At 67.5% G+C, this 24,575-nt stretch carries 22 protein-coding genes; 10 read left to right on the plus strand and 12 right to left on the minus strand.

The window, feature by feature from the left end; genetic code table 11:
- Nucleotides 1-13 precede the first annotated feature (13 nt).
- Both LU699_RS03245 and LU699_RS03250 read left to right on the plus strand, forming a co-directional pair.
- Nucleotides 14-172, plus strand: coding sequence for a hypothetical protein (locus tag LU699_RS03245; protein WP_232134547.1), 159 nt, complete (start codon nt 14-16; stop codon nt 170-172).
- Nucleotides 169-2,220 (plus strand): M13 family metallopeptidase, encoded by a 2,052-nt coding sequence (locus LU699_RS03250; RefSeq protein ID WP_232134546.1) that lies wholly within the window; start codon nt 169-171, stop codon nt 2,218-2,220. The genes LU699_RS03245 and LU699_RS03250 overlap by 4 nt, the downstream gene beginning before the upstream one ends.
- A gap of 12 nt (nt 2,221-2,232) precedes the next feature.
- On the opposite strand, the gene LU699_RS03255 is transcribed toward LU699_RS03250, so the two are convergent.
- From LU699_RS03255 to LU699_RS03270, 4 genes are all read right to left on the minus strand, one after another.
- Nucleotides 2,233-3,393: an AAA family ATPase gene (locus LU699_RS03255; RefSeq protein ID WP_232134545.1), complete on the minus strand. Its 1,161-nt coding sequence runs from the start codon at nt 3,391-3,393 to the stop codon at nt 2,233-2,235.
- Nucleotides 3,394-3,427: 34 nt separating this feature from the next.
- Complete coding sequence (locus tag LU699_RS03260) at nt 3,428-4,480, minus strand: SMP-30/gluconolactonase/LRE family protein (RefSeq protein WP_425491189.1); 1,053 nt, start codon at nt 4,478-4,480, stop codon at nt 3,428-3,430.
- A 69-nt stretch (nt 4,481-4,549) separates the two neighbouring features.
- Entirely contained in the window at nt 4,550-5,212 is a 663-nt protein-coding gene (locus tag LU699_RS03265) for a ChrR family anti-sigma-E factor (protein WP_232134544.1), read from the minus strand.
- Entirely contained in the window at nt 5,209-5,787 is a 579-nt protein-coding gene (locus LU699_RS03270; RefSeq protein WP_232134543.1) for a sigma-70 family RNA polymerase sigma factor, read from the minus strand. The genes LU699_RS03265 and LU699_RS03270 overlap by 4 nt, the downstream gene beginning before the upstream one ends.
- 275 nt (nt 5,788-6,062) lie before the next feature.
- On the opposite strand from LU699_RS03270, the gene LU699_RS03275 reads away from it, so the two are divergent.
- Nucleotides 6,063-6,869 carry a dioxygenase family protein gene (locus tag LU699_RS03275; RefSeq protein ID WP_232134542.1) on the plus strand — a complete coding sequence of 269 codons (807 nt, stop codon included), beginning with the start codon at nt 6,063-6,065 and terminating at the stop codon, nt 6,867-6,869.
- Nucleotides 6,870-6,963: 94 nt separating this feature from the next.
- Here the strand turns inward: LU699_RS03275 and LU699_RS03280 are convergent, their stop codons facing one another.
- On the minus strand, nt 6,964-8,337 hold the full coding sequence (locus LU699_RS03280; RefSeq protein WP_232134541.1) for an MFS transporter: 1,374 nt from the start codon (nt 8,335-8,337) through the stop codon (nt 6,964-6,966).
- A gap of 382 nt (nt 8,338-8,719) precedes the next feature.
- Here LU699_RS03280 and LU699_RS03285 point away from each other — a divergent pair, with 382 nt between their 5' ends.
- From LU699_RS03285 to LU699_RS03295, 3 genes are all read left to right on the plus strand, one after another.
- On the plus strand, nt 8,720-9,217 hold the full coding sequence (locus tag LU699_RS03285; protein WP_232134540.1) for an RNA polymerase sigma factor: 498 nt from the start codon (nt 8,720-8,722) through the stop codon (nt 9,215-9,217).
- A gap of 10 nt (nt 9,218-9,227) precedes the next feature.
- Nucleotides 9,228-9,884, plus strand: a complete 657-nt coding sequence (locus tag LU699_RS03290) for a hypothetical protein (RefSeq protein ID WP_232134539.1) — start codon at nt 9,228-9,230, stop codon at nt 9,882-9,884.
- 388 nt (nt 9,885-10,272) lie between these two features.
- Nucleotides 10,273-11,436: a zinc-dependent alcohol dehydrogenase gene (locus tag LU699_RS03295; protein WP_232134538.1), complete on the plus strand. Its 1,164-nt coding sequence runs from the start codon at nt 10,273-10,275 to the stop codon at nt 11,434-11,436.
- A gap of 75 nt (nt 11,437-11,511) precedes the next feature.
- Here LU699_RS03295 and msrB read toward each other — a convergent pair whose 3' ends face one another.
- From msrB to LU699_RS03310, 3 genes are all read right to left on the minus strand, one after another.
- Complete coding sequence (gene msrB / locus LU699_RS03300; RefSeq protein WP_232134537.1) at nt 11,512-11,976, minus strand: peptide-methionine (R)-S-oxide reductase MsrB; 465 nt, start codon at nt 11,974-11,976, stop codon at nt 11,512-11,514.
- Between the two features lie 67 nt (nt 11,977-12,043).
- The gene (locus LU699_RS03305) at nt 12,044-12,610 is read right to left on the minus strand and encodes a hypothetical protein (protein ID WP_232134536.1); all 567 of its coding nucleotides are present in this window, start codon (nt 12,608-12,610) and stop codon (nt 12,044-12,046) included.
- 134 nt (nt 12,611-12,744) lie between these two features.
- Nucleotides 12,745-15,549 carry a PAS domain-containing hybrid sensor histidine kinase/response regulator gene (locus tag LU699_RS03310; protein WP_232134535.1) on the minus strand — a complete coding sequence of 935 codons (2,805 nt, stop codon included), beginning with the start codon at nt 15,547-15,549 and terminating at the stop codon, nt 12,745-12,747.
- A gap of 148 nt (nt 15,550-15,697) precedes the next feature.
- On the opposite strand from LU699_RS03310, the gene copM reads away from it, so the two are divergent.
- A complete protein-coding gene (gene copM, locus LU699_RS03315; RefSeq protein WP_232134534.1) occupies nt 15,698-16,150 on the plus strand; it encodes a CopM family metallochaperone in 453 nt (150 codons plus the stop codon).
- Between the two features lie 83 nt (nt 16,151-16,233).
- On the plus strand, nt 16,234-17,130 hold the full coding sequence (locus LU699_RS03320; RefSeq protein ID WP_232134533.1) for an alpha/beta hydrolase family protein: 897 nt from the start codon (nt 16,234-16,236) through the stop codon (nt 17,128-17,130).
- 145 nt (nt 17,131-17,275) lie between these two features.
- Here LU699_RS03320 and LU699_RS03325 read toward each other — a convergent pair whose 3' ends face one another.
- The 3 genes from LU699_RS03325 to hutU form a co-directional block, all read right to left on the minus strand.
- The gene (locus tag LU699_RS03325; RefSeq protein WP_232134532.1) at nt 17,276-18,052 is read right to left on the minus strand and encodes a hypothetical protein; all 777 of its coding nucleotides are present in this window, start codon (nt 18,050-18,052) and stop codon (nt 17,276-17,278) included.
- A gap of 141 nt (nt 18,053-18,193) precedes the next feature.
- Nucleotides 18,194-19,906, minus strand: coding sequence for a leucine-rich repeat domain-containing protein (locus LU699_RS03330; protein ID WP_232148080.1), 1,713 nt, complete (start codon nt 19,904-19,906; stop codon nt 18,194-18,196).
- Nucleotides 19,907-20,041: 135 nt separating this feature from the next.
- Nucleotides 20,042-21,715, minus strand: a complete 1,674-nt coding sequence (gene hutU, locus LU699_RS03335) for a urocanate hydratase (RefSeq protein WP_232134530.1) — start codon at nt 21,713-21,715, stop codon at nt 20,042-20,044.
- A gap of 106 nt (nt 21,716-21,821) precedes the next feature.
- Here hutU and LU699_RS03340 point away from each other — a divergent pair, with 106 nt between their 5' ends.
- Entirely contained in the window at nt 21,822-22,586 is a 765-nt protein-coding gene (locus tag LU699_RS03340; protein WP_232134529.1) for a ThuA domain-containing protein, read from the plus strand.
- Nucleotides 22,587-22,645: 59 nt separating this feature from the next.
- On the opposite strand, the gene LU699_RS03345 is transcribed toward LU699_RS03340, so the two are convergent.
- Nucleotides 22,646-22,966, minus strand: a complete 321-nt coding sequence (locus tag LU699_RS03345) for a hypothetical protein (RefSeq protein ID WP_232134528.1) — start codon at nt 22,964-22,966, stop codon at nt 22,646-22,648.
- A gap of 155 nt (nt 22,967-23,121) precedes the next feature.
- Between LU699_RS03345 and LU699_RS03350 the strand changes: the two genes are divergently transcribed.
- Nucleotides 23,122-24,405 (plus strand): alkaline phosphatase family protein, encoded by a 1,284-nt coding sequence (locus LU699_RS03350; RefSeq protein WP_232148076.1) that lies wholly within the window; start codon nt 23,122-23,124, stop codon nt 24,403-24,405.
- Nucleotides 24,406-24,575: the final 170 nt, after the last annotated feature.

The following is a 24,575-nucleotide window of genomic DNA, read 5'->3' on the forward strand; positions in this document are numbered from 1 at the left end:
TGAGGATCGCGCAGTGCAGCCGATGGCGGCGCTGCAACCCGACACGCCCTGCACCACCGGCCTGAACCCGCAGGCTGGTGGTGATCACGTGCGCGACTGCGTGCCGGTGGCGCAGAACGACACCTCTTCCCGGAGCAGCCTGTGCCCGCATACCGCACGCCGCCAGACTTGAATCATTCACGACGCCGCCTGTGCGCAGGCCTCGCACTGCTTCCGCTGGCCATTGCGACACCGCGCGCATTCGCAAGTCCGGGCACGCAGACGGCCGGTGGCTGGGGCATCGATCTCGCACACATGCAGACCGGGATCGCGCCGGGCGACGACTTCTACACCTACGTCAACAAAGGGTGGCTGGAGACTGCACAACGTCCTGCCGGCTACACGCAGTACAACGAATTGAACGCGATGTTCCTGCGCACGCAAGCGCGCATCCGCACGATCATCGAGGATGCAGCGGCGCAGCCCACAGGCAGCAGCAAGCTGGCAGATCTCTACACCAGCTACGCCGACGTCGCGGCAATCGACCGCGCGGGCCTGCAGCCGATCCAGGCGGACCTGGACGCGATCATGGCGATCGACAGCGCCGACGGCGTCGCCGCATGGATGGCGCACCCGATGTCGCACACCATCGCGGGTGCCTATGTGTTCCTGGATGCGGGAGACACACGCCGCAGCCTGCTGCATCTCGACCAGCAGATCGCCAACGGCCGCGTCGTGGGCCTGCCGCGGGCGAGCCAGTACGCAATGACCGACGCCACAAGCACCGCGCAACGCGCGGCCTACGTCGACTACATCGCGCAGACGCTGGCGCGCGCCGGCATCGACGACGGCGAAGCTCGCGGCGCGGCTGTGCTCGCACTGGAGACGCGTCTCTCCGCGGTGCAGTGGAACGCCGAACTGCTGCGTGACCGCAGGCGCAACTACCACCCGATGCCGGTGTCGGAACTCGATGCCTATGCGCCGGGCTTCCCGTGGGTGGCGTATCTCACCGCGACCGGCCATCCGCCCGTCGACACCATCGTGCTCAACACCGACACCGCGATTCGCGATTGCGCGGCGATCTTCGCCGGGACGCCGGTGGACACATGGCGCGCGTATATCGCCTTCCACTGGATCCACAACCACGCGCACCTGCTGCCGACGGCCTACCAGGACGCCAGCTTCCAGTTCTACGGCACGACGCTGGCCGGCCAGACCACCCCGCGATCGCGCGCGGACCGCGGCATCCAGTTCGTCAGCCAGAATCTTCCGGAACTCGTAGGTGCGCGATACGTCGCACAGTTCTTCCCGCCTGAAAGCCGCGACGCGATCGATGCGATGGCGCCCTTCATGAAGCAGGCCTTCCGCACGCGCATCGAGGCCGCGGACTGGCTGGATGCCGACACGCGCGCGACCGCGCTGGCGAAAATCGACGCGATGGGCCTGCGGCTCGGCTATCCGGATGATCTGCGCGATTACGCCGAGGTCGACATTGCGCCGACCGATCCGATCGGCAACATCCATCGCCTGCTTGCCGCCAAGGTTGCGCTGGAGTCGCGTCATCTCGTGGATCCCACGCTGCCGTACCGCTGGCATCTGCCGCCCCAGTCGGTGGATGGCAGCTTCAGTCCGCAGCTCAATGTGGTGACGTTTCCGGCCGGACTGCTGCAGGCGCCCGCGTTCGATGCGACCGCCGACGCCGCGGTGAACTTCGGCGCGATCGGCGCCGTGCTCGGCCACGAGATGGCGCACGGTTTCGACGATCAGGGCTCGCGCTTCGACGACCAGGGCAATCTGCGCGACTGGTGGACGCCTGCGACACGCGCGGCGTTCGATGCGCGCACCGACGTGCTCATCGCGCAGTTCGATGCGTATGAGCCGCTGCCCGGCGCGCATCTCGACGGGCGCCGCAGTCTCGGCGAGAACCTGTCGGATCTGGTCGGCGTGACCATCGCGCTCGATGCCTATCGTCTCTACGCCGCCGCGCACGGCATCGACACCCGCGCGAAGCGCGACGACTTCACCGGCGAACAGCGTTTCTTCCTCGGATGGGCGCAGCTGTGGCGCTGTCTCGACACCGAGGCCTCGCTGAAATCCGACATCGAGCAGGGCTACCACTCGCCCGCGCGCTACCGGGTCAACGGCGTTGTGCGGAATCTGCAGGCCTGGTACGACGCGTTCGAGGTGCGCGAAGGGCACGCGCTGTTCGTCGCGCCATCGGCACGCGCGTCGATCTGGTGAACCGTTGCGGCCTCAGCGCTCCGGCCAGTACCAGGCGGGCGCATCCAGCATGCCCTGCCCGTCGATCGTCGTCTGGCTGTCGCGTTTGACCAGCTGGACCGGATTGCAGTCCGGGCTCTGCTCTAGTGCGGCGATCAGCCGCGTCGCATGCGAGACCACCCAGACCTGGGTGCGCCGCGATGCACCGGCGATCAGTCGCGCCAGGGCCGGCAGCAGATCGGGATGCAGGCTGGTCTCGGGTTCGTTGAGCACCATCAGCGGCGGCGGGCGCGGTGTGTGCAGCGCGGCGATCCACAGCAGATAGCGCAGCGTGCCGTCCGACAGCTCGGCGGCCGACAGTGGCCGCAGCAACCCGTGCTGGCGGAACTGCAGCGAGAAGCGCCCGCCTTCCACCAGCACCTCGACGCGCGCGCCGGGAAATGCATCGGCGACCGCGGCATCCAGCGCCTGGACATCACCGATCTCGCGGATCGTCGCCCAGGCCGCGGCGAGATCGTGGCCGTCGTGACTGAGGACCGGCGTGCGCGTGCCGAGCTGGGGCAGACGCGCCGGCGCATCGGCATCGGCGCGGAAGTGATCGTAGAAGCGCCAACCGCGGATCGTTTCGCGCAGCTGCAGCACTTCGGGCGCATTGCGCGGATCGGCGATCTGGCCGAACAGGCTCTCGAACGGATTCAGATGCTCACCGGCGACGCGCCATTCGCGACCGTCTCGCACGTGCACCAGCGCACCGCGGCGATCGACCAGCGTGTTGCCCCGACGCAGGAACGGGCCGCCCCAGATCACCTCGCGCTTGATCTCGGGATCCTGCGCGAACAGCGACTGCGAGGGCACAGGCAGACCGAGATCGATCGCGTAGCCGAAGTCACCGCCGGCGAAGCCGAGCTTCAACGAGACCGGCTGCTGTCGCGGGCCACCCTCGATCGGCACCTCGCCGCGGCGCATGCGTGCGCTGAGCGTTTCCGGCCCAGCCCACAGCGTGGACTGCAGGCCACCTTCGCGCGCCAGCGCCGACACCACGCCGCCCTGCGCGGTTTCGGCCAACAGGCGCAGCGCGCGATACAGGCTGGACTTGCCGCTGCCGTTGGCACCGGTGACGAGATTCAGCCGCCCCATCGGCACGACCAGCGTGTGCAACGAACGGTAATGGGCGATGGCGAGCGTAGTGAGCATGCAGGTCAGCGATCCGGGCGCGACGTGTTGTGTATTACTTCGACGTCGCAGGCCCTGCGATCTTCAAGCGCACGCGCGCGATGAAGCTGTCCGACGCCAGATACAGCGTGTGACCGTCGCCGCCGAAGGTGACATTGGCGACCGCGCCGCCGGTTTCGATACGACCGAGCCGCGTGCCATCCGGCGCGAACACCAGCACGCCGCTGGGACCGGTCGCGAGCACGGTGCCATTCGCGGCGACGGTCATGCCGTCCGGCAGACCGGGCGCGTCGTCGCCGACCAGATCACCGGCATCGGCGAACACGCGTCGCGAGGTGACGGCGCCTTCGGCGTCGAGTGCATACGCCATCCAGATCGCGCGTTCGGGATCGGAATTGGCGACATACAGCGTGCGTTCGTCGGGCGACAGCGCGATGCCGTTGGGACGGGTCAGGCCGTCGTCGAGCAGATGCACACGGCCGTCGGTATCGAGCCGGTAGACGCCGTTGAACGGCAATTCCTTGACCGGCGACTCATCGAGATCCTTCAGGCCGTACGGCGGATCGGTGAAGAAGATCGCGCCGTCGCTACGGCGCACGACATCGTTGGGGCTGTTGAAGCGGCGGCCGTCGAATGCGCGCGCCAGCACGGTCTTCTCTTTGGTCCGCGGATCGAGCCGTGCCAGCGTGCGGCTGCCGGAATCGGCCAGCAGCACCGTGCCCGACGGCTCCGCGTGCAGGCCGTTCGCGCCGGCCTCGCGCAGCACATCGGTGGGTGGACCGTCGTAGCCGGAGGGTTCCAGGAACACCGACAGGCCCTCCGCTTCCGACCAGCGATGGATGCGGTTCTGCGGCACGTCGGTGAAGAGCAGATAGCCGCCATCCTCGATCCACGCTGGGCCTTCGGCCCAGGTGAAGCCCTCGGCCAGACGCTCGATCTTTGCGTCGGACGCGATCACGGCATCGAAGCCCGGCGCGTAGGCGGTCAATCCGCCGATCGCGGGACGCTCGCTAGCCGACATCGCGGGACCGCCCGCGCAACCGCCGAGCAGTGCGGCACACACCAGGCCGGAGAGGGGTCGGAAGGGCTGCATCGGCGGGCCTCGCATGGGATCGGGCCGCACAGCCTGCCACGACGCGCGCGAGTAGCGCGCCAGTTGCACGCCTACGCGTGCGGGTCAGAGCCGCAGCACGGACTGCATCGCGCGCGCGATCCAGCCGCTGAACTGCATCGGCGCATCGGACGCAGCCACGCAGATGCACGGCACGCCGTGGCTGGTGACCGGCTGGTGCTCGGTCTCGTGATCGAGATCGGCGACGTCGCCGGGGCCGAAATGGCCGAGCACGTCGTCGTAGGCGCCGCGCAGGATCAGAGTCAGTTCGTTATTGCCGTGGCTGTGCATCGGCATGCGCTTGCCCGACGCCGTGCGCAGCATCAGCAGTTGCGCGCCGAGTGCCTCGTCCTGCGCGCGCAACAGATGGATGCCCGGTCCCACCGCGCGCCAGCGCAGCGTGGAATACCGCTCGCCGAACCAGGGCCGCAGCGGCGTGGGCAGCAGATCGGGATCGACAGGCGCCGGCTCGGCAATGACGACGGGCGGCGCAAGCGCTTCGCCTTCAAGCCGCGCACGGAACGTATCGCGCGCGGGTGCCGACAACGGCGCGCCTTCCTGTTGCTCGATCAGGCGCGCGCCGATTGCATCGGCCGCATGCAGATGCGCGCGACAGCTCGCGCATAGTTCCAGATGGCTGGCGACGACGGCCGCGAACGCGACCGGCAGCGCGCCGGCCGAATAGCCGACCAGCGTGGCGTGATCGAGATGGCGGACCGGCACGTTCATGCTTCGCCTCCCAACCCGCGCCGCAATTTCGCGAACGCACGGCGCAGCGTCGACTTCACCGAGCCCAGCGGCATGCCGAGCTCATTGGAGATTTCGGAATGGCTCTTGGATTCGAGATACGACATGCGGATCAGACGCGCCTGGCCGACCGGCAGCGCATCGATCGCGCGGCCGAGGCCGACATGATCGGTGAAGGCTTCGGGCCCGCTCGCGCCGATCTCGCCATCGTCGTCGTGCAGCAGTTCGACATCGTCGGGCCACGCGGTCGCCGACGCGCCGCGACGCAGCGAATCGATATGCAGGTTGCGCGCGATGCGGAACAGCCAAGTGCCGAGACTGGCGCGTTTGGCATCGAAGGAACGCGCGCGGCGCCACAGCCGCAGCATCGCTTCCTGCACCAGATCCTCGGCCTGCGCGGATTGAATACCCTGGCCCAGCAGATAGCGGTTGAGCCGCGGCGCGAAGTGGTCGTAGATCCGCATGAAGCAGTCGACGTCGGCATTCGCCGCCACGCGGGTCATCTGGTCGGACCAGAACACCGCGTCGGGAGCCGGATCGGCGAGCAGTTTGGACATGCGAACCGCCCCGTGCAGGGGCGTGACCTTCGAAACGGCGGTGGCAGGCAGCTTGGGCATAGCGCCGTGTGGGCAACGTGCAGGCGGAGACATGAGGTCATACGCCGCAGGGGCGCGATTGGATTCCCTGGGCACGCGCATCACCGCGCCGCGCCTGGATTGTGCCCTGCGCCGCAACAGTTCTTCGCTGGCGCGGCCGTTTAACGCCCCCACTTGGAGGCATAGCCTGTCCGCATCGTGGCCGCGCGCGTTGCCGGCCGCTCTGGAGCGCACCGATGACCCGCCTGCCCGCCCTCTACATCTCGCATGGCTCGCCGATGACCGCGTTGCAACCGGGCCAGGTCGGCGAACGCCTGGCCGAACTCGCGCGCACACTGCCCAGACCCAGAGCGATCGTCATCGCGTCCGCGCACTGGCTGGCGCGTGCGCCGCTGGTCGGTAGCGCGGCGACGCCCGAGACCATCCACGATTTCGGCGGTTTTCCGCAGGCGTTGTTCGATATCCAATACCCCGCGCCCGGCGACACCGCGCTCAGCGCGCGGGTGGCTGACCTGCTGCAGGCGGCCGGACTGCCGCCGCAGCTCGACCCGCAACGCGGTCTCGATCACGGCGTGTGGGTGCCGCTTCGGCTGCTGTATCCCGACGCCGACATTCCGGTGGTGCTGGTGTCGATCCAGCCGGGTCTCGGCCCGGCGCACCAGTTCCAGATCGGCCGCGCCCTGGCGCCGTTGCGCGACGAGGGCGTGCTGGTGATCGGCTCGGGCAGCATCACCCACAACCTGCACGACTGGCGCAGCTATGACGAAGCGCGTCAGGCGCCTTATGTGCAGCCCTTCATCGACTGGCTGGAGCAGCGGCTGGCGGCAGAGGATGTGGACGCACTACTCGACTACCGGAAGCAGGCCCCGTTTGCCGAACGCGCGCATCCGACCGATGAACACCTGCTGCCGTTGTACGTCGCGATGGGCGCCGGCGGCACGCCGATGCGCGCGCAACGCATCGATGCCGGCATCGATATGGGCTTTCTGGCGATGGACATCTACCGGTTCGATGGAGAACCGGGAGCGCAAGCACACGAGTAAGGCGTGCCGCGGGACGGGCGTGCGGTCACGTCGCCCAAAGAAAAAGCCACCCGCTCCGTACACGGGGCGGATGGCTTCAGAGGTCACGCGAGGATCAGCGGCGCTTGGCGATCCGGTCGCGCATATGCGCTTCGTCGTCGAGCCAGTTCTGGTCCTTGTTCTTCAGGAAGAAGACGTAGACCACCAGCGAGACCGCGATGATGACGGTGGCGTAGATGGCGAACGTGATCACCTGGTCCGACTTCAGCGCGGCCTGGTACAGCAGCGGCGCGGTGCCGCCGAAGGCCGAGTTGGCCAGCGCGTAGCCGAGGCCCACACCCAGCGCACGGATGTGCGTCGGGAAAAGTTCCGCCTTCACCACCGCGTTGATCGACGTGTAGCCGGTCAGGATGATGAAACCGATGCCCAGGATGATGAAGGCCGACAGTGCGCTCGTCTGCTGCGGCAACGCCGTCACCAAATACCAGGTGTAGAGCACGCCGCCGATGCCGAAGAACACCAGCAGGCTCTTGCGGCCCACGCTGTCCGACAGCCAGCCGCCGATCGGCTGCAGCACCATCAGGAAGGTCAGCAGGCCGAGGTTGATCAGCGTGCCCACCATGACGTCGTCGCCGGCGAACGCGGTCTGGATCATCTTCGGACCGTTGACCGAGTAGGTGTAGAACGCGACCGTGCCGCCCGCGGTGATCAGGAAGCACAGCAGCAGCGGACGCCACTGGTTCACGAACAGCTCGCGGATCGAGCCCGACGCCTCCGCGCCACCGGTCCTGGCGGCCTTGATCGAATCCGATTCCAGCGATTCGTCCATCGTGCGGCGCAGCCAGAACACCACGATCGCGGCGAGGCCACCGATGCCGAACGCCACGCGCCAGCCCCACTCGGAGATCTGCGAGGTATCGAGCAGCAGCAGCATCGCCAGCAGCGTCGCCTGCGCCAGCACATGGCCGCCGACCAGGGTCACGTAGTGGAACGAGGACAGGAAGCCACGACGGCCGGGAATCGCGGCCTCGGACATGTAGGTCGCACTCGCGCCGTACTCGCCGCCGGTCGCGAAGCCCTGGATCAGGCGCGCGATCAGCAACAGCACCGCGGCCCAGATGCCGATCTGCTCGGCGGTCGGGCTGATCGCGATGAGGAACGAACAGCCCGCCATCACCGACACCGACACCGTCAGTGCCAGGCGCCGGCCGTAGCGGTCGGCAAAGCGGCCGAAGTACCAGGCGCCGATCGGGCGCATCAGGAAGGTCGCGGCGAAGATCGCCCAGACGTAGAGGGTGGAGTTCTTGTCGTCGGGCGAGAAGAACTGCGACTCGAAATAGACCGCGAACACCGAGTACACATAGACGTCGAACCACTCGACGAGGTTGCCGGCCGAACCCTTCAGGGTGTTCGACACGGACCGGCGCAGGCTGGCCGGCCGGGCCGCATTGGGAGCGGCGGGTGGCGCCGCGGAGCTTGAAGCAGTCATCTTGGATGGGCCTGCGTGGGGGCAAGGGATGGCGAGTATAGGCACCGGAGCGGGTGGGATCGGCGTCAATAGCGAAGAGGTATTAGGGCAACGTCGAAAAAATCGTCATTCCCGCGAAGGCGGGCTCTTCAACGGACGCATGTCCGGTCATCCAGTGCCTTGGCGCTCAACGGCTTGAAAGCCTCTGGATCCCGCCTTCGCGGGAATGACGTGAAGAGGAACTCGATCAGCATCGCCTGCGACGAACACGAGCTTCAGACGTGCCGCGCCGGGCCTGCGCGCCCATCGGCTTGCCGGATCGGCCGCCTCAACGTGTGATATCCGCCGCCCCCGCGCGAACCACCTCATGACAGGTTCGACACGGACTTCCATGGACACCACGATGCCCCTCGCGCACGACCGCGCCGCATTCACCCGGCTGCTGCAGGACCACCACGGCATCGTCGCGACCGTGGCCGCCAGCTACTGCCGCGATCCGGACGACCGCGCCGATCTGGCCCAGGAAATCGCCGTGCAGCTGTGGCGCGCGTGGCCGAAATACGACCCGGCCAAGGCCTTCAGCACCTGGATGTACCGGATCGCGCTGAACGTGGCGATCAGCGCGGTGCGCAGCGCGACGGTGCGTCATCGCCATGCGGTACCCCTCGACGAGACCCTGCACGACCTCGCCGATCCCGCGCCGCGCGACCCGCAGGCCGAACAGCAGGTCCGCGCCCTGCACCGCTTCATCCACGCCCAGGCGCCGCTCGATCGCGCCCTGCTGCTGCTCTATCTCGACGACCGCAGCCACCGCGACATCGCCGAAATCCTCGGCCTCTCCGAAACCAACGTCGCCACCAAGATCAGCCGGCTGCGCCAGCGCATCCGCCACGAACTCTAGAGGACCCGCCATGGAACCCGATGACCTGAAAGCCGCCTGGCAATCGCTGGAAACACGCATGGCCCGCAGCGACGCCGTGCAGCTCGCCTTGCTGCGCGAAACCCGGCTGGTGCGGGCCAGGGGACAGCTGCGCCCGCTGAAGCTCGGCCACTGGCTGCAGGCCGCACTCGGCATCGCGCTGATCGTGCTCGGCGTCGCCTGCTGGACCCGCAACACCGATGTCGCCGGACTGCTGATCGCCGGCATCGCGGTGCATGCCTTCGGCGTGCTCACGATCCTCGGCGCGACCGCGACGCTGGTTCTGGCAGGCCGCGTCGACTACGCCGCGCCAGTGCTGCAGATCCAGCGCCAGCTGGCCGCGTTGCTGCGTGTCTACGCATTGAACTCGGGACTGTGCGGCGCACCGTGGTGGGTCATGTGGCTGCCGGTCGTGGTCGCATTCGCCGGCCTCGGCGATGCGCCGTCGTCGGGCGCCACGCCGGCCTGGATCGTCTGGAGCTTGGTCATCGGCGGTGTCGGCCTCGCCGCGACCTGGTTCTACGCCTGGCGCAACCGCGCACGCCTTCTCGCCAAAGCAGAGGGCCCGATCAACTGCGCCGACGGCGCAGACGGCATCCGCCGCAGCCAGCGCCTGCTCGACGAGATCGCAGCGTTCGAGGCGGGTTGAGCGCGGATGCCTGGAACGCGACGCGGACCGTTACACCTCTCCCTCTGGGAGAGCGCCTGCCCCGGACTCGATCCGGGGTCGACGCGCGAAGCGCGTCGGGTGAGGGGTGCGGCCAGTAGCCAACACAAGAGACGCGTCCCACGCCTCGCAATTCGCGCATCCCCCTGCTGCACAGAGAACGACGCGCGCATTCATCGCACTCGCATCTACGCCCACTCCGCGGATACACGACCGCAGCGCCACCACCGCCATCCGCCTTACACCGCGATCCAACCCGCTTTCATCCATCCGCCGCTTCACCCGAATCACGCCATCACGATCTCCGCGTCACGTGTTCCTGCCATCGGTCTGCGTCAGATGGGCGCAATCCATTGCACAGGACGACACGATGAAAGCGCTCACCTACCACGGCAGCAAGGATGTGCGGGTCGACACCGTGCCCGATCCGGTCCTGCAGGACGCCGACGACATCCTGCTGCGCGTTACCGCGACCGCGATCTGCGGCTCGGACCTGCATCTGTTCCGCGGCAAGATTCCCGAGCTGCACAAGGGCGACATCCTCGGCCACGAGTTCATGGGCATCGTCGAAGACGTCGGCAGTGATGTGACCAACGTGCGCAAGGGCGACCGCGTGGTGATCCCGTTCGTCATCGCCTGCGGCGACTGCTTCCATTGCCGTCTGGCCGAGTTTTCCGCATGCGAAACCACCAACACGGGCACCGGCGCCGCACTCAATTCCAAGGGCATGCGGCCGCCTGCGGCGCTGTTCGGTTTCAGCCATCTCTATGGCGGCGTGCCCGGCGGCCAGGCCGAGTACGTGCGCGTGCCCAAGGGCAACGTTGGCCCGATCGTCGTACCCGATGCGTTGCCCGACGAGCAGGTGCTGTTCCTGTCCGACATCCTGCCGACCGGCTACCAGGCCGTGCTCAATGCGCGCGTCACCAGGGGGTCGACGGTTGCGATCTTCGGCGCCGGTCCGGTCGGCCTGATGGCCGCGGCGTGCGCGAAGATGCTCGGCGCCGAGCGCATCTTCATGATCGACCGCTACCAGTACCGCCTCGACTTCGCAGTCGCGACCTACGGCGTGATTCCGATCAACTTCGAGGACACCGACGACCCGGCGGAAGAGATCATTTCGCAGACCAATGGTCGCGGCGTGGACGCGACGATCGACGCGGTGGGCTTTGAAGCCAAGGGCAGCAAGGCGGATACCATCGCCACCCAGCTCAAGCTCGAAGGCAGCAGCGGCGCCGCATTGCGCCAGTGCATCGCGGCAACGCGTCGCGCCGGCACGGTCAGCGTGCCGGGTGTGTATGCCGGCTTCATCCATGCCTTCATGTTCGGCGATGCCTTCGACAAAGGCCTGCGTTTCGAGATGGGCCAGACCAATGTGCAGAAGTACATGCCCGAACTGCTGGAACACATCGGCGAAGGCCGCCTGCAGCCGGACGTGATCATTTCGCACCGCATGGCACTCGCCGATGCAGCCAAGGGTTACGAGATCTTCGACGGCAAGGAAGACGCCTGCCGCAAGGTCGTGCTGACGCCCTGATCGCGACTCCCGGCTCGCTCAAACGCAAACGGCGCCTCGAGGGCGCCGTTTGCATGTGCGGATTGAAGCATCGCCTCAGGCGGCGCCGGCTTCCGCGCCACCGCGCTGCAATGGATCGGCCAGCGCTTCACCTTCGCCGACGAAGGTCAGCGCCACGGAATTCAGGCAGTGCCGCTCGTGCGTCGGCGGCGGGCCGTCCGGAAACACATGACCCAGGTGGCTGCCGCAGCGCGCGCAGACTTCCTCGACGCGGACCATGCCGTGGCTGGTGTCCCGGATCAGGGTGATGTGGTCCGGGTCGTAGGGCGCGAAGAAACTGGGCCAGCCGGTGCCCGAATCGAACTTCGCGCTGGAGCGGAACAGCGGCAGTGCGCACAGGCGGCAGCAGTAGGTGCCCTCGCGCTTGTTGTCGAGGAACACGCCGCAGAACGGCGCCTCGGTGCCGTGCTGCAGCAGCACGCGGCGCTCGTCGGCGGACAGGTCGGCCTCGAGCGCGGAGCGCTGTTCGGCGGAAGGCGGGGTGAGATCGAAACGGCTCATGGGAGTTCCGGCAGTTCGCGGGTTCCCACAAGATGGCGACGCACAGGCCGCTGCACAACCCGTTACTTCAGGCGAGCGCCGCGCGCCCACGTGTCCGGCGCCACACACGCCGTGCCAGCGCATACAGGCCCAGATGCGCGATGGCCGACACGGTCGCCACGATGCCGCCGATCAGCAGCGGCAGCACCGCGCCGAACGTGAAGGTCATCGCCAGCACGAAGCCCAGCAGGCACTCGGCGCGATAAGCCGGCAGCACTAGGCCAAGCACCAGCGCCGACAACAGCACCGCGAACGCGGCGTCTTCCACCCCGCTGACGAACGCAATCGAAAGCGCAGCACCGAGTGCAGCCGCGATGACGAATCCGAGCCACGCAATGCGCATCGCGCGGCCCGGGTTGGCATGTCGTTCGACGCGTCGCGCAACGCGCCCGGTGACGAACCACGTCAATGCGGGCAGCAGCACCAGACCCCAGCCATTCCACACCGCCGGCAGGTCCGGGCGAGCAAGCAGATGGTGGCTGACGATGCCGCCATGCAGATGCTCCCAGGCCAGATGCGCCAGTTCGGCCAGCAGGACTGCGGCCACCAGCCACACACGCCAGCTGCGCGAGTGCGCCAGCGCGACGTGTCTCATGTTGTGTTGCGTGGCAGTCACTGGCGGCGCTCGTATCGGTGCTGCATCGAATCTAACGGGCGCTACCGCCGCGCGCCCGTGGCGTTCGCCATCCTGACTTCCGGCGGTCGACCCGCCGGAGCGCGATCGACCCTTCAGGCGTCGGGCGTGACGCCCAGCACCGCCGCCATCCGTGTGGCCAGCGCATCGACCGTGAACGGCTTGCCGATCAACTGCACACCCGCATCGAGTACGCCGTCCTGCACCAGCGTGTTGCGGCTGTTGCCGGTGGTGAACAGCACCTTGAGATCCGGCCGGCGCTTCAGCGCTGCGTCGGCCAGCTGGCGGCCGTTGACCTCGGGCATCACCACGTCGGTGAACAGCAGCACGATGTCGGGATGCGTCTCCAGCAGTTGCAGCGCCTTGGCGGCGCCATCCGCGGCGAGCACGCGGTAGCCGAGTTCGTTCAAGGCATCGGTGGAGAACTGCCGCACCGCCGGTTCGTCGTCGACGACCAGCACCAATTCCTGATGACCGCGGAGCGGCGTGGTGGCGTCCACATCGGCCAACGCGGCCACATCGACCTGACCTTCGAGTCGCGGCAGCCAGATCCGCACGACCGTACCCTGCCCGACGTCCGACGTCATCCGCACATGGCCGGCCGACTGCAGTACGAAGCCGTAGACCTGCGACAACCCGAGCCCGGTGCCCTTGCCGACCTTCTTGGTCGTATAGAACGGATCGAAGGCTTTGGCCATCACGTCCGGCGGCATGCCGCTGCCGTCGTCGGACACGGTGATCAGCATGTACTGGCCGGGCGGCACGTCCTGCGGATCGGCAGCGCTGCCACGCGCGATCTCGCAGTTCGAGGTTGCGATCGTCAATCGCCCACCGCCGGGCATCGCGTCGCGTGCGTTGACCGCGAGATTGAGGACCACATTCTCGAGCTGGTTGGCATCGACGTGCGTGGACCACAGGTCCGCGGCGAGATCGGTCTGCAACCGCACGCTGCTGCCCAGCGAATGCGCGAGCAGATCCGACATGCCCGCGATCAGGCGGTTCGCATCCACCGGCACCGGCTGCAGCGGTTGCTGCCGCGAGAACGCGAGCAGGCGCTGGGTGAGTTGCGCGGCACGGTTCGCACCGTCGATCGCCATGTCGATGTAGCGCTTGGTGCGTGGATCGGGATGGTCCTTCAGGCGCGAGGCCAGCAGATCCAGCGGTCCGACCACGGCCGCGAGCATGTTGTTGAAGTCGTGCGCGATGCCGCCGGTCAGCTGGCCCACTGCTTCCATCTTCTGGCTCTGACGCAGCGCATCTTCGACACGGGTGCGCTCGGCGACTTCCGCCAGCACGCGGCTTTCCAGCCGCTCGTTCAATTCCTGCAGGCGCGCGTCGGCGCGCTTGCGTTCGGTCACGTCGATGACGACACCGAGCACGCGCAGACAGCGCTCGCCTTCGAACAGGCCGCGCCCCTTGGCCGCGACCCAGCGCACGACGCCATCCTCCTTGCCGATGGTGCGGTACTCCACGTCGTAGAGCGCGCGCCGGGCGGGATCGGCCGCCGCGTCGAAGGCGGCGCTCGTGGCCTCGAGATCCTGCGGATGCAGGCCGTCATAGAAATCGCGCAGCGTCACCGGGGCATCTGCCGAGATGCCGAACATGGCCTTCGTGCGGGGCGGCCAGATCAGCGCGTTGTGGACGAGGTCGACATCCCAGAAGCCCATGTCACCCGCATCGGTCGCCAGGCGCAGACGTTCCTCGCTTTGCGCGAGCGCGGCCTCGGCGGCCTTGCTCGCCGACAGGTCCAGCATCGCGCCGATCATGCGCACCGGTTCGCCGGCGACATTGCGCAGCACGGTGCCGCGATCGAGCACGGCCGCATAACTGCCATCGGCCCGCTGGAACCGGTATTCGCCTGTCCAGACCGAGCCGTCGCCTTCGATGACGGCGTGGATCTGCGTATCGATCCGCGCACGGTCGTCGGGATGGATGTGGTCGATCCACCACTGCGCACCGGTCTCCGTCTCCGCATGCCCGAACAGCGTGGTCAGCGCCTCGTTCCAGACGACGTGACCGTCGTCCATGCGCCAGTCCCAGATCGCATCGTTGGTCGCGCGCGCCGCGAGCCGGTAGCGCCCCTCGATCTCCTGATGCCGCGCCTCGGCCGCTTTGCGATCGGTGATGTCGAGCGAGGTGCCGACCAGCCCGGTGACCGTGCCGTCGGCATCGCGCAGCGGCGCCTTGGTCGACAGCCACCAGGCGCGTCGTCCGTCGGGAAAACTCACGTCCTCCTCGACCTGTTCCGCGCGACCGCTGGACATGATCCGTTCGTCGGTTTCCATCACCGCGGCGGCCTGCGCGGCGTCGCCGAGCAGCTCGGCATCGGTGCGGCCGATGTAGGCCTCGGGCGGGCGCCCGATCAGTTCGGTCGTGCCGTGATTGCCGATCAGAATGCGACCCTGCCGGTCCTTGGCGTACATCACGCCCGGCGCGCTTTCGACGAACGACCGCAGCAGCGTCTGCGCCTCGTCGCGCTCGGCTTCGATGCGCCGGCGTTCCTCGATGTCGATCAGCACACCGGGAAAGCCGACCGCTTCTCCGTCCGCGTCGTGATCGACCCGGCCGATCGCTTCGATCCAGCGGTACTCGCGGTCCTTGCCCAGGGTGCGATAGGCGTGCGCGTAGCGGCCGCCCCGCCGCACGGCGTCCTCGATCGCCGCCTGCAGCCCTGCGCGATCCTCGGGATGCACATAGGCGACGATCTCGTCGAGACGCAGGTCTCCACGCGCCGCCTTCGGATCGAGCCCGAAGGCTTCGGCGAGCGCATCGTCGATCGTCACGTTGTCGCGCGCGATGTCCCAGAACCACGTACCGACGATCGCCCCGGCGGCGAGCGCCAGTTCGACGCGTTCGGTGTCGCGCGCGCCGTGCAACGTGTTGGGGTCCGACTGGTTCAAGGTGGTCTCGGGCGGGAACGGGGCGGTTCCCGGCATTCTCCCAGTTGCCGGCCGGCGAGGCGACTCCGGGTTCGAACGCATCCATTGGACAGGCCCCGAGTCGACCGGGCATGGTGTCGCGCTCCACGCAACCCCGAGGACCGCCCGCATGCGCCTGATCCCGTTGATGGCGATGACCGCCCTGCTCGCCGCCTGTGCGCCTGATGCGCCCGACACCGCATCCACGGCCGAGGCCGACGCAACGCCGCCTGCCGCTGTCGAATCCGTGCCCGCGACCACCGCGGCCGAAGGCGACACCGCGAGCGCATCCACATTGGCCTACCAGCGCGTCAATGACGCCATGCACGCCGGCATGGGCGCCGGCTTCACCGGCGATGCCGATGTCGACTTCATGCGCGGCATGATTCCGCACCACCAGGGCGCCATCGACATGGCCCATGTCGTGCTCGAACACGGCACCGACCCGGAGGTGCGCGCCCTCGCGCAGCAGGTCATCGCCGCGCAGGAAACCGAGATCGCGCAGATGCAGCGTTGGCTGCAGGACCGCGGCCTTCCTGCTGACGCGCCTGCTTCGGATGCCGACGCGCACACGCATCATTGAGCGCTCGTGCATTCGACACATGCGCGGGCATCAGGAACGCGACTCGAACATCGGGAATCGGCACACCTTCTCCGGGGAACGTCATGACCAACGACATCGGCGCAATGCTTCGAGAACGCCTCCGGCTTGCGGCGCCTGTGTCCGTCGCATTCGAACATGGCGACGTCGATACGTTCGACGGATTCACCCGGGAACGGATTGAATACCGCGGCCTGGAAGGCGACATCATTCCAGCGTTCCTCTTCATGCCCACGGCGCAGCGCGCCCGAGGCGGCGTGGTGGTCTTCCACCAGCACAACGGCGAGTTCCACTTCGGCAAGAGCGAAATCGCCGGCGATGTCGGCAGCCCGTTCCAGGCCTTCGGCCCGGCGCTCGCGCGTCGCGGCCTCGCAGTGCTGGCGCCGGACGCCCTCACGTTCGAGGATCGCCGCGGCAACGTGCACGGCGTGGAGCCGCACTATTACGATTGGCTGCAGCACTACAGCGCCATGAGCTACCGCCTGCTCGACGGCGACACGCTGATGCGCAAGGGCCTCGACGACGCCCAGCGTGCGTTGAGCGTGCTGATTGACGCCGCCGGACTCGACGCACGCCGCGTCGGCATCGCGGGCCATTCGTACGGCGGCTACACCGCGCTGTACCACGCTGCCGTCGACCCGCGCTGCCGCTTCGCCTGCATCAGTGGCGCGGTCTGCAGCTTCGACACCCGCCGCCGCGAAGAGACTGGCATCACCCTGTTCGAAGCCGTACCGGGCCTGGCGCAGCTGATCGACACGCACGACGTGCTGGCGGCCATCGGCCCGCGCCCGACGCTGGTGGTGTCGGGGACCGAAGACAAATATTCGCGCGACGCCGATCAGGTCGTAGCGCGGGCCGCTGGTGACTTCATCACCGCGCTGCGCGTCGAGCGTGGACACGCGCTCGAGCAGGAGCGGTTCGATGCGATCGTCGAATGGCTCGTACAACGCGTGTCTGGTTGAAGGCTTCGCAGGGAGCACCTGCGACGACGGTGCAGCATCGTCATCGGGTTCTGACCAGACCAGCCCGACTCACATGCAGGCATTCAACCGAAGCTGAAAGCGCTTCTTCCGCTCGGCAAGCGAACCTGGAAGCGTTCGCTGCTGATCACGAGATCCAGTCCATCTGCGAGGAGATCACACGCCATCCCGACGCTCCATGGCGCAAGACCGCCCTATGGCTGGAGGCGCAGAGCGGACCGCACCAGAATCCGAACGTGATGTCGTAGTCCCCGTCCGCCCGTCGCGTCGGCGTGCCGACGCTCATCGTCATTGCAACGTGCTCTTGCGCACCACTCTCCGGCGCTTTCCAGTCTGAGCCCGCCCGCAGCTGCAGGCCCGTATCGCCCAGCGATCGAATCGATTCCGCGGAGAGGTCGATCGGGCGATCGCCACCAGGTAAATGCAGCGTTACGTACAGCGGCATGCGGGTGCCGGCCAGGTAACCGCCGGCGCTCCGCTGGTGACGTATCACCGCGATCATGACGCCCTGAAGATCGGGCGGTGGATTCAGCGCCGCATCGGCAAGGCCTCGGCGCTTGTCTCGGGCAGCCTGCAATGCCAAGACGGCGTCGTCGCGCTGCGCGCACTCGCTGGCCAGCTCATGGACGCAGACCACGCCGGAAGACTCGTTGAGCGACACGAAGAATCGCCGGTACATGGCACCGTCGCCGCGTTCGATCATCATCCGCCACTCGTTGCTGGCCTCGTCGAACTCGGGTCCGTTGAACGTCGAATCACCGCGTCCGGCTTTCGAATCGACCGCTGCTGTTCCCACACCCATTGCCTGCAGGGCGTCCAGTAGCGGTCGCTGCTCCTGCGCATGGGAGACGCATGCAAGGCACAGCACCAGCATGGCGATCGCCCCGCGCGCACAAGCGTTCATGGTCATCACCCGGTGTGTCACTAAAAGAGGGATAGGGCCGCCATCGCGGCACCAGTTCACCACACAACACCAGCGTCTGGTGGACCTTGGAAAGAGGTGCAGTCCCGGAATTGACCCTGGACCCGTCATCTCCCGATCGCACTAGTCGGTGCGGATATCGAGCCCCGCGTCAGCCAGCGCCGACAGCACGTCCACATTCCCGACCGGCGATCCGGTCAGCCGCAGGGAACGCAGCGTGGTCATCGACCGCAGCGGTGACACGTCGCGCACGTTCGTTTTTTCCAAGCGCACCCAGCGCAGTTCGGGCAGGGTTGCGAGCACCGAGACGTCGTCGACGGCGGTCTCCGACAGATCCAGTGTCTGCAGCGCTTTCAGTGGCGCCAGCGTCGACATCGCAGTGAACGAGGTGCCGGCCAGATCCAGCTCCACGAGTGAAGTCATCGGCGCGATCGCCGAAAAGTCCGTGACACGCGTCCGTCGCAGATCGAGCACGCGCATCGCGCGATGGCCGGCGAGCGGCGACAGATCGGCGACGGGCGTGCTGCCGAGCGACAACCGTTCCAGCTGCCGCAGACCCGCCAGCGGCGCGAGATCGTCGACCTGCGTGTCGAACAGATACAGCATGCGCAACGACGGCATCCGGGCGACGGCATCGATGCGCGCAACGCGTGTGCCGCCCAGCGCAAGCGATTCGAGCCGGGTGAGCGTGGCGAGCGGCGCGAGATCGACGATGCCGCTACCGGCGAGTTCCAGACGGGTCAGACCCGTCAGCTTCGCCAGCGGCCTGTAGTCCGCCGCGGTGCTGTTGGCCAGCGACAGCGTGCGCAGCGTCGTCATCTGCGCCAGTGGCGCGATGTCGGTGAACGGATTAGTGCTGAGCATCGCGCTTTCCAGCGCCGGCAGCGCTGCGATCACGGACAGATCATCGATGTCGTTGCCGTCGAGATCCAGCGTCTTCAGCAGCGGCTTATCGCGCAGGAAAGCGGTGTCGCGCACCCCTGCACTCGACAGGGTGAGATTGCGCAGCGACGACAAGGATGCGAGCGGCGACAGATCGTCGATCTGCGTCTCCGACAGCGTCAGCACACGCAGATCGGGCAGACCGCCGAGCCCGCCGATGTCGCGCACGCGACTCGTCGACAGATACAGCGTGTGCAGGCTCTGCAGGCCCGACAGCGCGTCCACATCGGCGATCTGCGTACCGTGGAGATTCAGCGTCTCCAAAGCACGCACCTTCGACAGCGGCGTGATGTCGCGCACTGCCGTTTCGTACAGGCTCAACGTCTTCAGCGCCTGCAGGCCGGACAGCGGCGCCAGATCGGTGACACCCGACCCGGTGAGGTCGATGAATTCGAGCGTCTTCCACGCCGCCAGTGCGGAGAGGTTCTGCAGTTGCAGCAAATGCTTGAGGTCGATCGAAGTGCCATCGAAGTCCGCATTGACGGCCACGATGTCGGACGCAGCGAGCTCAGGATTGTCCGCGGCGATGCTGGCCGCCAGCCGCGCGAGCGCATCGTTCTGCGTGGCCGGCATGTCGCACGTCGCGCGCACGGCCTCGTGGTGCACATAGCCACTGCGCATCGCGTCGCCCTCCGCATCCAGCATGGCGACGCGGTAGTAGACATGCCCCTCGGGCGTCCGCTCGGCGTTCGCGAATCTGAGCCGTTGGCCGTTCGGCATCCGGGTCACGACGTCGGACCTGCTGGCGCCAGGTCCGTCGCGCAGATTGGTGAAGCCACTCAGCGCGTTGCAGACGTGCAGCGCGTCGCCACGCAAGAGCGGCGCGGCCAACGTGGATGGGGCGATCGAGAGCCACAACACCGCGCACGCGGCCAGACGTTCAACGCACTTCATCGCACCGCTCCCCGGAAATTGGATGCTTGCTGTCACACCCGCCTGCAACGTCGTCGACCGGGCGCGGGCCGCGACCATGGGTCGCCTGCACACGCGCGCGATCGACATCGGCGTTTGCCCAAAGGCGTTCGCGCCTCAGCGCGCCATCGGCAGATTCAGACCCTGCGCCTTCGCGCAGTCCTTCGCGATGTCGTAGCCCGCGTCCGCATGGCGCATCACGCCGGTGCCGGGGTCGTTCCACAACACGCGGGCGATGCGCGTGTCAGCTTCCGCGGTGCCGTCGCAGACGATGACCACGCCGGAATGCTGCGAGTAGCCCATGCCCACGCCACCACCGTGATGCAGCGACACCCAGGTCGCGCCGCCGGCAACGTTGAGCATCGCGTTGAGCAGTGGCCAGTCGCTGACAGCATCGGAACCATCCTGCATCGCTTCGGTCTCGCGATTGGGCGAGGCAACGGAGCCGGAATCGAGATGGTCGCGGCCGATCACGATCGGCGCCTTGAGTTCGCCGTTGCGCACCATCTCGTTGAACGCGAGGCCCAGCTTGTCGCGCACGCCCAGGCCCACCCAGCAGATTCGCGCAGGCAGGCCCTGGTAGGCGATGCGCTCGGCGGCCATGTCGAGCCAGCGGTGCAGATGCGCGTCGTCGGGAATCAGTTCCTTGACCTTGGCATCGGTCTTGGCGATGTCTTCGGGATCGCCGCTCAGCGCGACCCAGCGGAACGGGCCGATGCCGCGGCAGAACAGCGGGCGCACGTAGGCCGGCACGAAGCCCGGGAAATCGAAGGCATTTGTGCAGCCTTCGTCCTGCGCCATCTGACGGATGTTGTTGCCGTAGTCGACGGTCGGAATGCCAGCAGCGTGGAACGCGAGCATCGCTTCAACGTGCACGCGCATCGAGGCTTTGGCAGCATCGCGCACGGCCTCGGGATTCGCGGACTGCTCAGTGAGCCAGCGCTCGACGCTCCAGCCGATCGGCAAGTAACCGTGAACGGGATCGTGCGCGCTGGTCTGGTCGGTGACACAGTCGGGACGCACGCCGCGCTTCACCAGCTCCGGCAGCACCTCGGCGGCGTTGCCCAGCAGCGCGATGGATTTCGCTTCGCCTGCCTGCGTGTACTTCTCGATGCGCGCAAGTGCGTCGTCGAGGTCAGTGGCCTGCTCATCGACGTAGCGCGTCTTGATGCGGAAATCGATCCGGCTCTGCTGGCACTCGATGGTCAGCGAACACGCGCCGGCGAGACTCGCGGCCAGCGGCTGTGCACCGCCCATGCCGCCGAGACCCGCGGTGAGGATCCACTTGCCGGTCAGGTCGCCGCCGTAGTGCTGGCGCCCCATCTCGACGAAGGTCTCGTACGTGCCCTGCACGATCCCTTGGCTGCCGATGTAGATCCACGAACCCGCGGTCATCTGGCCGTACATCGCCAGGCCCTTGCGATCGAGTTCGTGAAAGTGCTCCCACGTCGCCCAGTGCGGCACCAGATTGGAGTTGGCGATCAGCACGCGCGGCGCATCGCTGTGCGTGCGGAACACGCCGACCGGCTTGCCGGACTGCACCAGCAGTGTTTCGTCATCGCCGAGGGTTTTGAGCGATTCGAGGATCGCGTCGTAGCAGGCCCAGTCACGCGCGGCGCGGCCGATGCCGCCGTAGACGACGAGGTCTTCCGGGCGCTCGGCGACGTCGGGATCGAGATTGTTCTGCAGCATGCGGAACGGCGCTTCGGTGAGCCACGACCGGCAGGTCAGCTCGCTGCCGCGCGGGGCGCGGATCGTGCGGGACGGGTCGTGGCGCGAAGCGTCGGTCATTGCGGCATTCCGTTGAAGTCGATGCGGCGATTATCGCATCGCATCCCGGCGCCGACTGGTGCGCTGCGGCGTGAGCGCGGGTGCACCGTCGCCCTATCCTCGCGCCATGAATCCTCGCTCCGTATTCGCCGCCGTCTGCGCGGTGGCCCTCGCCGGCTGCGCCACGCAGGCCGGATCGACGCAGCTCACCACGTCCGCCTCAAGCGAAACGGCGACACGTGTGCTCCTGTTCTCACGCACTGCCGGCTTCCGCCACGACTCGATCCCCGTCGCATTGGATACCTTGCAGGCGCTGGGTGCGCAGTCCGGATTCGCGATCGATGCGACCGAGGACGCGGCGCTGTTCACGGATGCGGAGCTCGCGCGCTACGACGCGGTGGTGTTCGTCAGCACGACGCGAGAAGTGCTTGACCCCACGCAGCAGGCCGCGTTCGAACGCTACGTCGCCGCAGGTGGCGGCTTCATGGGCGTGCACGCCGCCGCCGACAGCGGCTACACCTGGCCCTGGTACGGCGATCTGGTCGGCGCGTGGTTCGCACGCCATCCCGAAGGCCTGCAGTCGGTGCGTGTGGTGTTCGAACATAACGCCGGGCCGGACGGCCTGCGCGACTGGCGCGTCACCGACGAGATCTACGACTACCGGCGCAATCCGCGATCGTTCGTCCAGGTGACCGCGTCGATCGATCCCGCCTCGCATCCCGCCGGGCGCATGGGCGACGACCATCCCATCGCCTGGTGCCATACCAACGCCGGCGGCCGCGCCTGGTACACCGGCTTCGGCCACGACCCGGCGCTGTATGCCGATTCGGTGTTTCGCGCGCAACTGCTGCGCGGCCTGCTGTGGACCACGGGACGCAGCGACGCCTGCTGACGCCGGACATGCAAACGCCCGGCCGGAGCCGGGCGCCTGCGTGCCGCAATTGATCGGAATCAGTTGATCGACGGGTCGAGCCTGCGCAGCGCGTCCTTGACGTCCACCGAACCGGTGCGGTCGATGTCCTCGCGCGTGTAGACGCGGCCGCCGCCGGTGGTGCATTCCTGCTCGGCACGCTTGGAGCGCGCATTACGGGCCGCGGTGACGCGCGAACCGGTTTCGCGGATGCAGAAGCGATCCGACGGACTGGCGCGCTGGCCACGATCACGTGCGGATTCCTCTTCCTCTTCCTGTTGCTGCTGCGCGTGGGCGACCTGTGAGACCGCACCGAACGCGAGGCCGGCGAAGATCGCCGCCGTCCACCATGCATGCTTCATGAGGCACCTCCCGGTGCAGTCCATCGGTGGCGACACGATACGCGCGATGCACCGCGCCGTGGTCTGCAGGCGATGAATGTTCAGCCCGCGTGTCGACAGCGTTGGGCATCGCTTCATGCGGCTGACTGCGAGCCGTCATGTCGCGCCGGTATCCTATGCGGATGCCTCGATCGACCTGTCTGCGCGCGTTTGCGCTGCTTCCGCTGTTGCTGCTGACCGCCTGTGCCACAGTCGCGCCGCCGTCGGATTCCGACGCTATGTCCGCCTCGACGCCCGTCGCGGATGCGCGCCCCACCCTGCTGCTGGTCTCGCTCGACGGCCTGCGCCCCGACTATCTCGGCCGCGGCGAAACCCCGCATCTCGATGCACTGGCGCGCGACGGCGTGCAGGCCTGGATGCGGCCGTCGTATCCATCACTCACGTTCCCCAACCACTACACGCTGGTCACCGGTCTGCGGCCCGACCACCACGGCCTGATTCACAACTCGATGGTGGATTCGACGCTTGGTGACTTCCGCCTGTCGGATCGCGAGGCCGTCGGCAACGGCGCTTGGTACGGCGACGGCGAGCCGCTGTGGGTGACAGCCGAGAACGCCGGCCTGCGCACCGCGACGCTGTCGTGGCCGGGCAGCGAAGCGCCGGTGCACGGTGTCCGTCCGACGCGCTGGTATCCCTTCGACGACACACGCCCGCTCGATACGCGCGTCGACATGGTGCTCGACTGGCTGTCCGAACCCGCCGCCACGCGCCCCGCATTCGCGACGCTGTATTTCGAACACACCGACTCGGCCGGACACAATTACGGCCCGGATTCGCCGCAGCTGCACGCCGCGCTGCAGGCGGTCGACGCGGCGCTGGGACGACTGGTCGACGGCCTGCGCACGCGCGGCCTGCAGGACCGCGTGAACCTGGTCGTGGTGTCCGACCACGGCATGGCCGAAGTGCCGCCGGGCCAGGCGATCGCAGTCGAGGACATCGTCACGATGGAAGAAGCGCGCGTGACCTCGACCGGCCAGGTCATCGGCATCATGCCCAACGCCGGCCTTGAAGCGCAGGTGGAACGCAAGCTGCTTGGCGCGCACGCGCAGTACGACTGCTGGCGCAAGGGCGAGATGCCGGCGCGCTGGAAATTCGGTACCCATCCGCGCGTGCCGCCGATCGTCTGTCAGATGCACAAGGGCTGGGATGCCGTCCCGCGCGACGCATTGGCCCGACGTCCGACGCATACCCGCGGCTCGCACGGCTACGACCCCGACCTGCCGGAAATGCGTGCGGTGTTCATTGCGAATGGACCGGCGTTCCGTCGCGGCGTGACGCTGGAGGGCTTTGACAATGTGGACCTGTATCCGATGCTCGCGCGGCTGATCGGAGTGACGCCTGCCAAGAATGACGGGAATGCGGAGACGCTGGTGCCGGCGTTGCGGGATGGGGTGAGGTGAGGCTGGGTTGATTGCGCGGCGTTGGATTCGCGGAGAGTGCCGCTGCGTTTCGGAGAGTAGAAATTTGGAGTTCCGGGTTCGGGTTGGATGCGACCGGTTGCCCTCACCCCAACCCCTCTCCCAAGGGGAGAGGGGCTTTGCATAGTCGCCGCGTCATGTGTCTGAAGCTT

The organism is Luteimonas fraxinea (assembly GCF_021233355.1).
Lineage (GTDB): Bacteria > Pseudomonadota > Gammaproteobacteria > Xanthomonadales > Xanthomonadaceae > Luteimonas > Luteimonas fraxinea.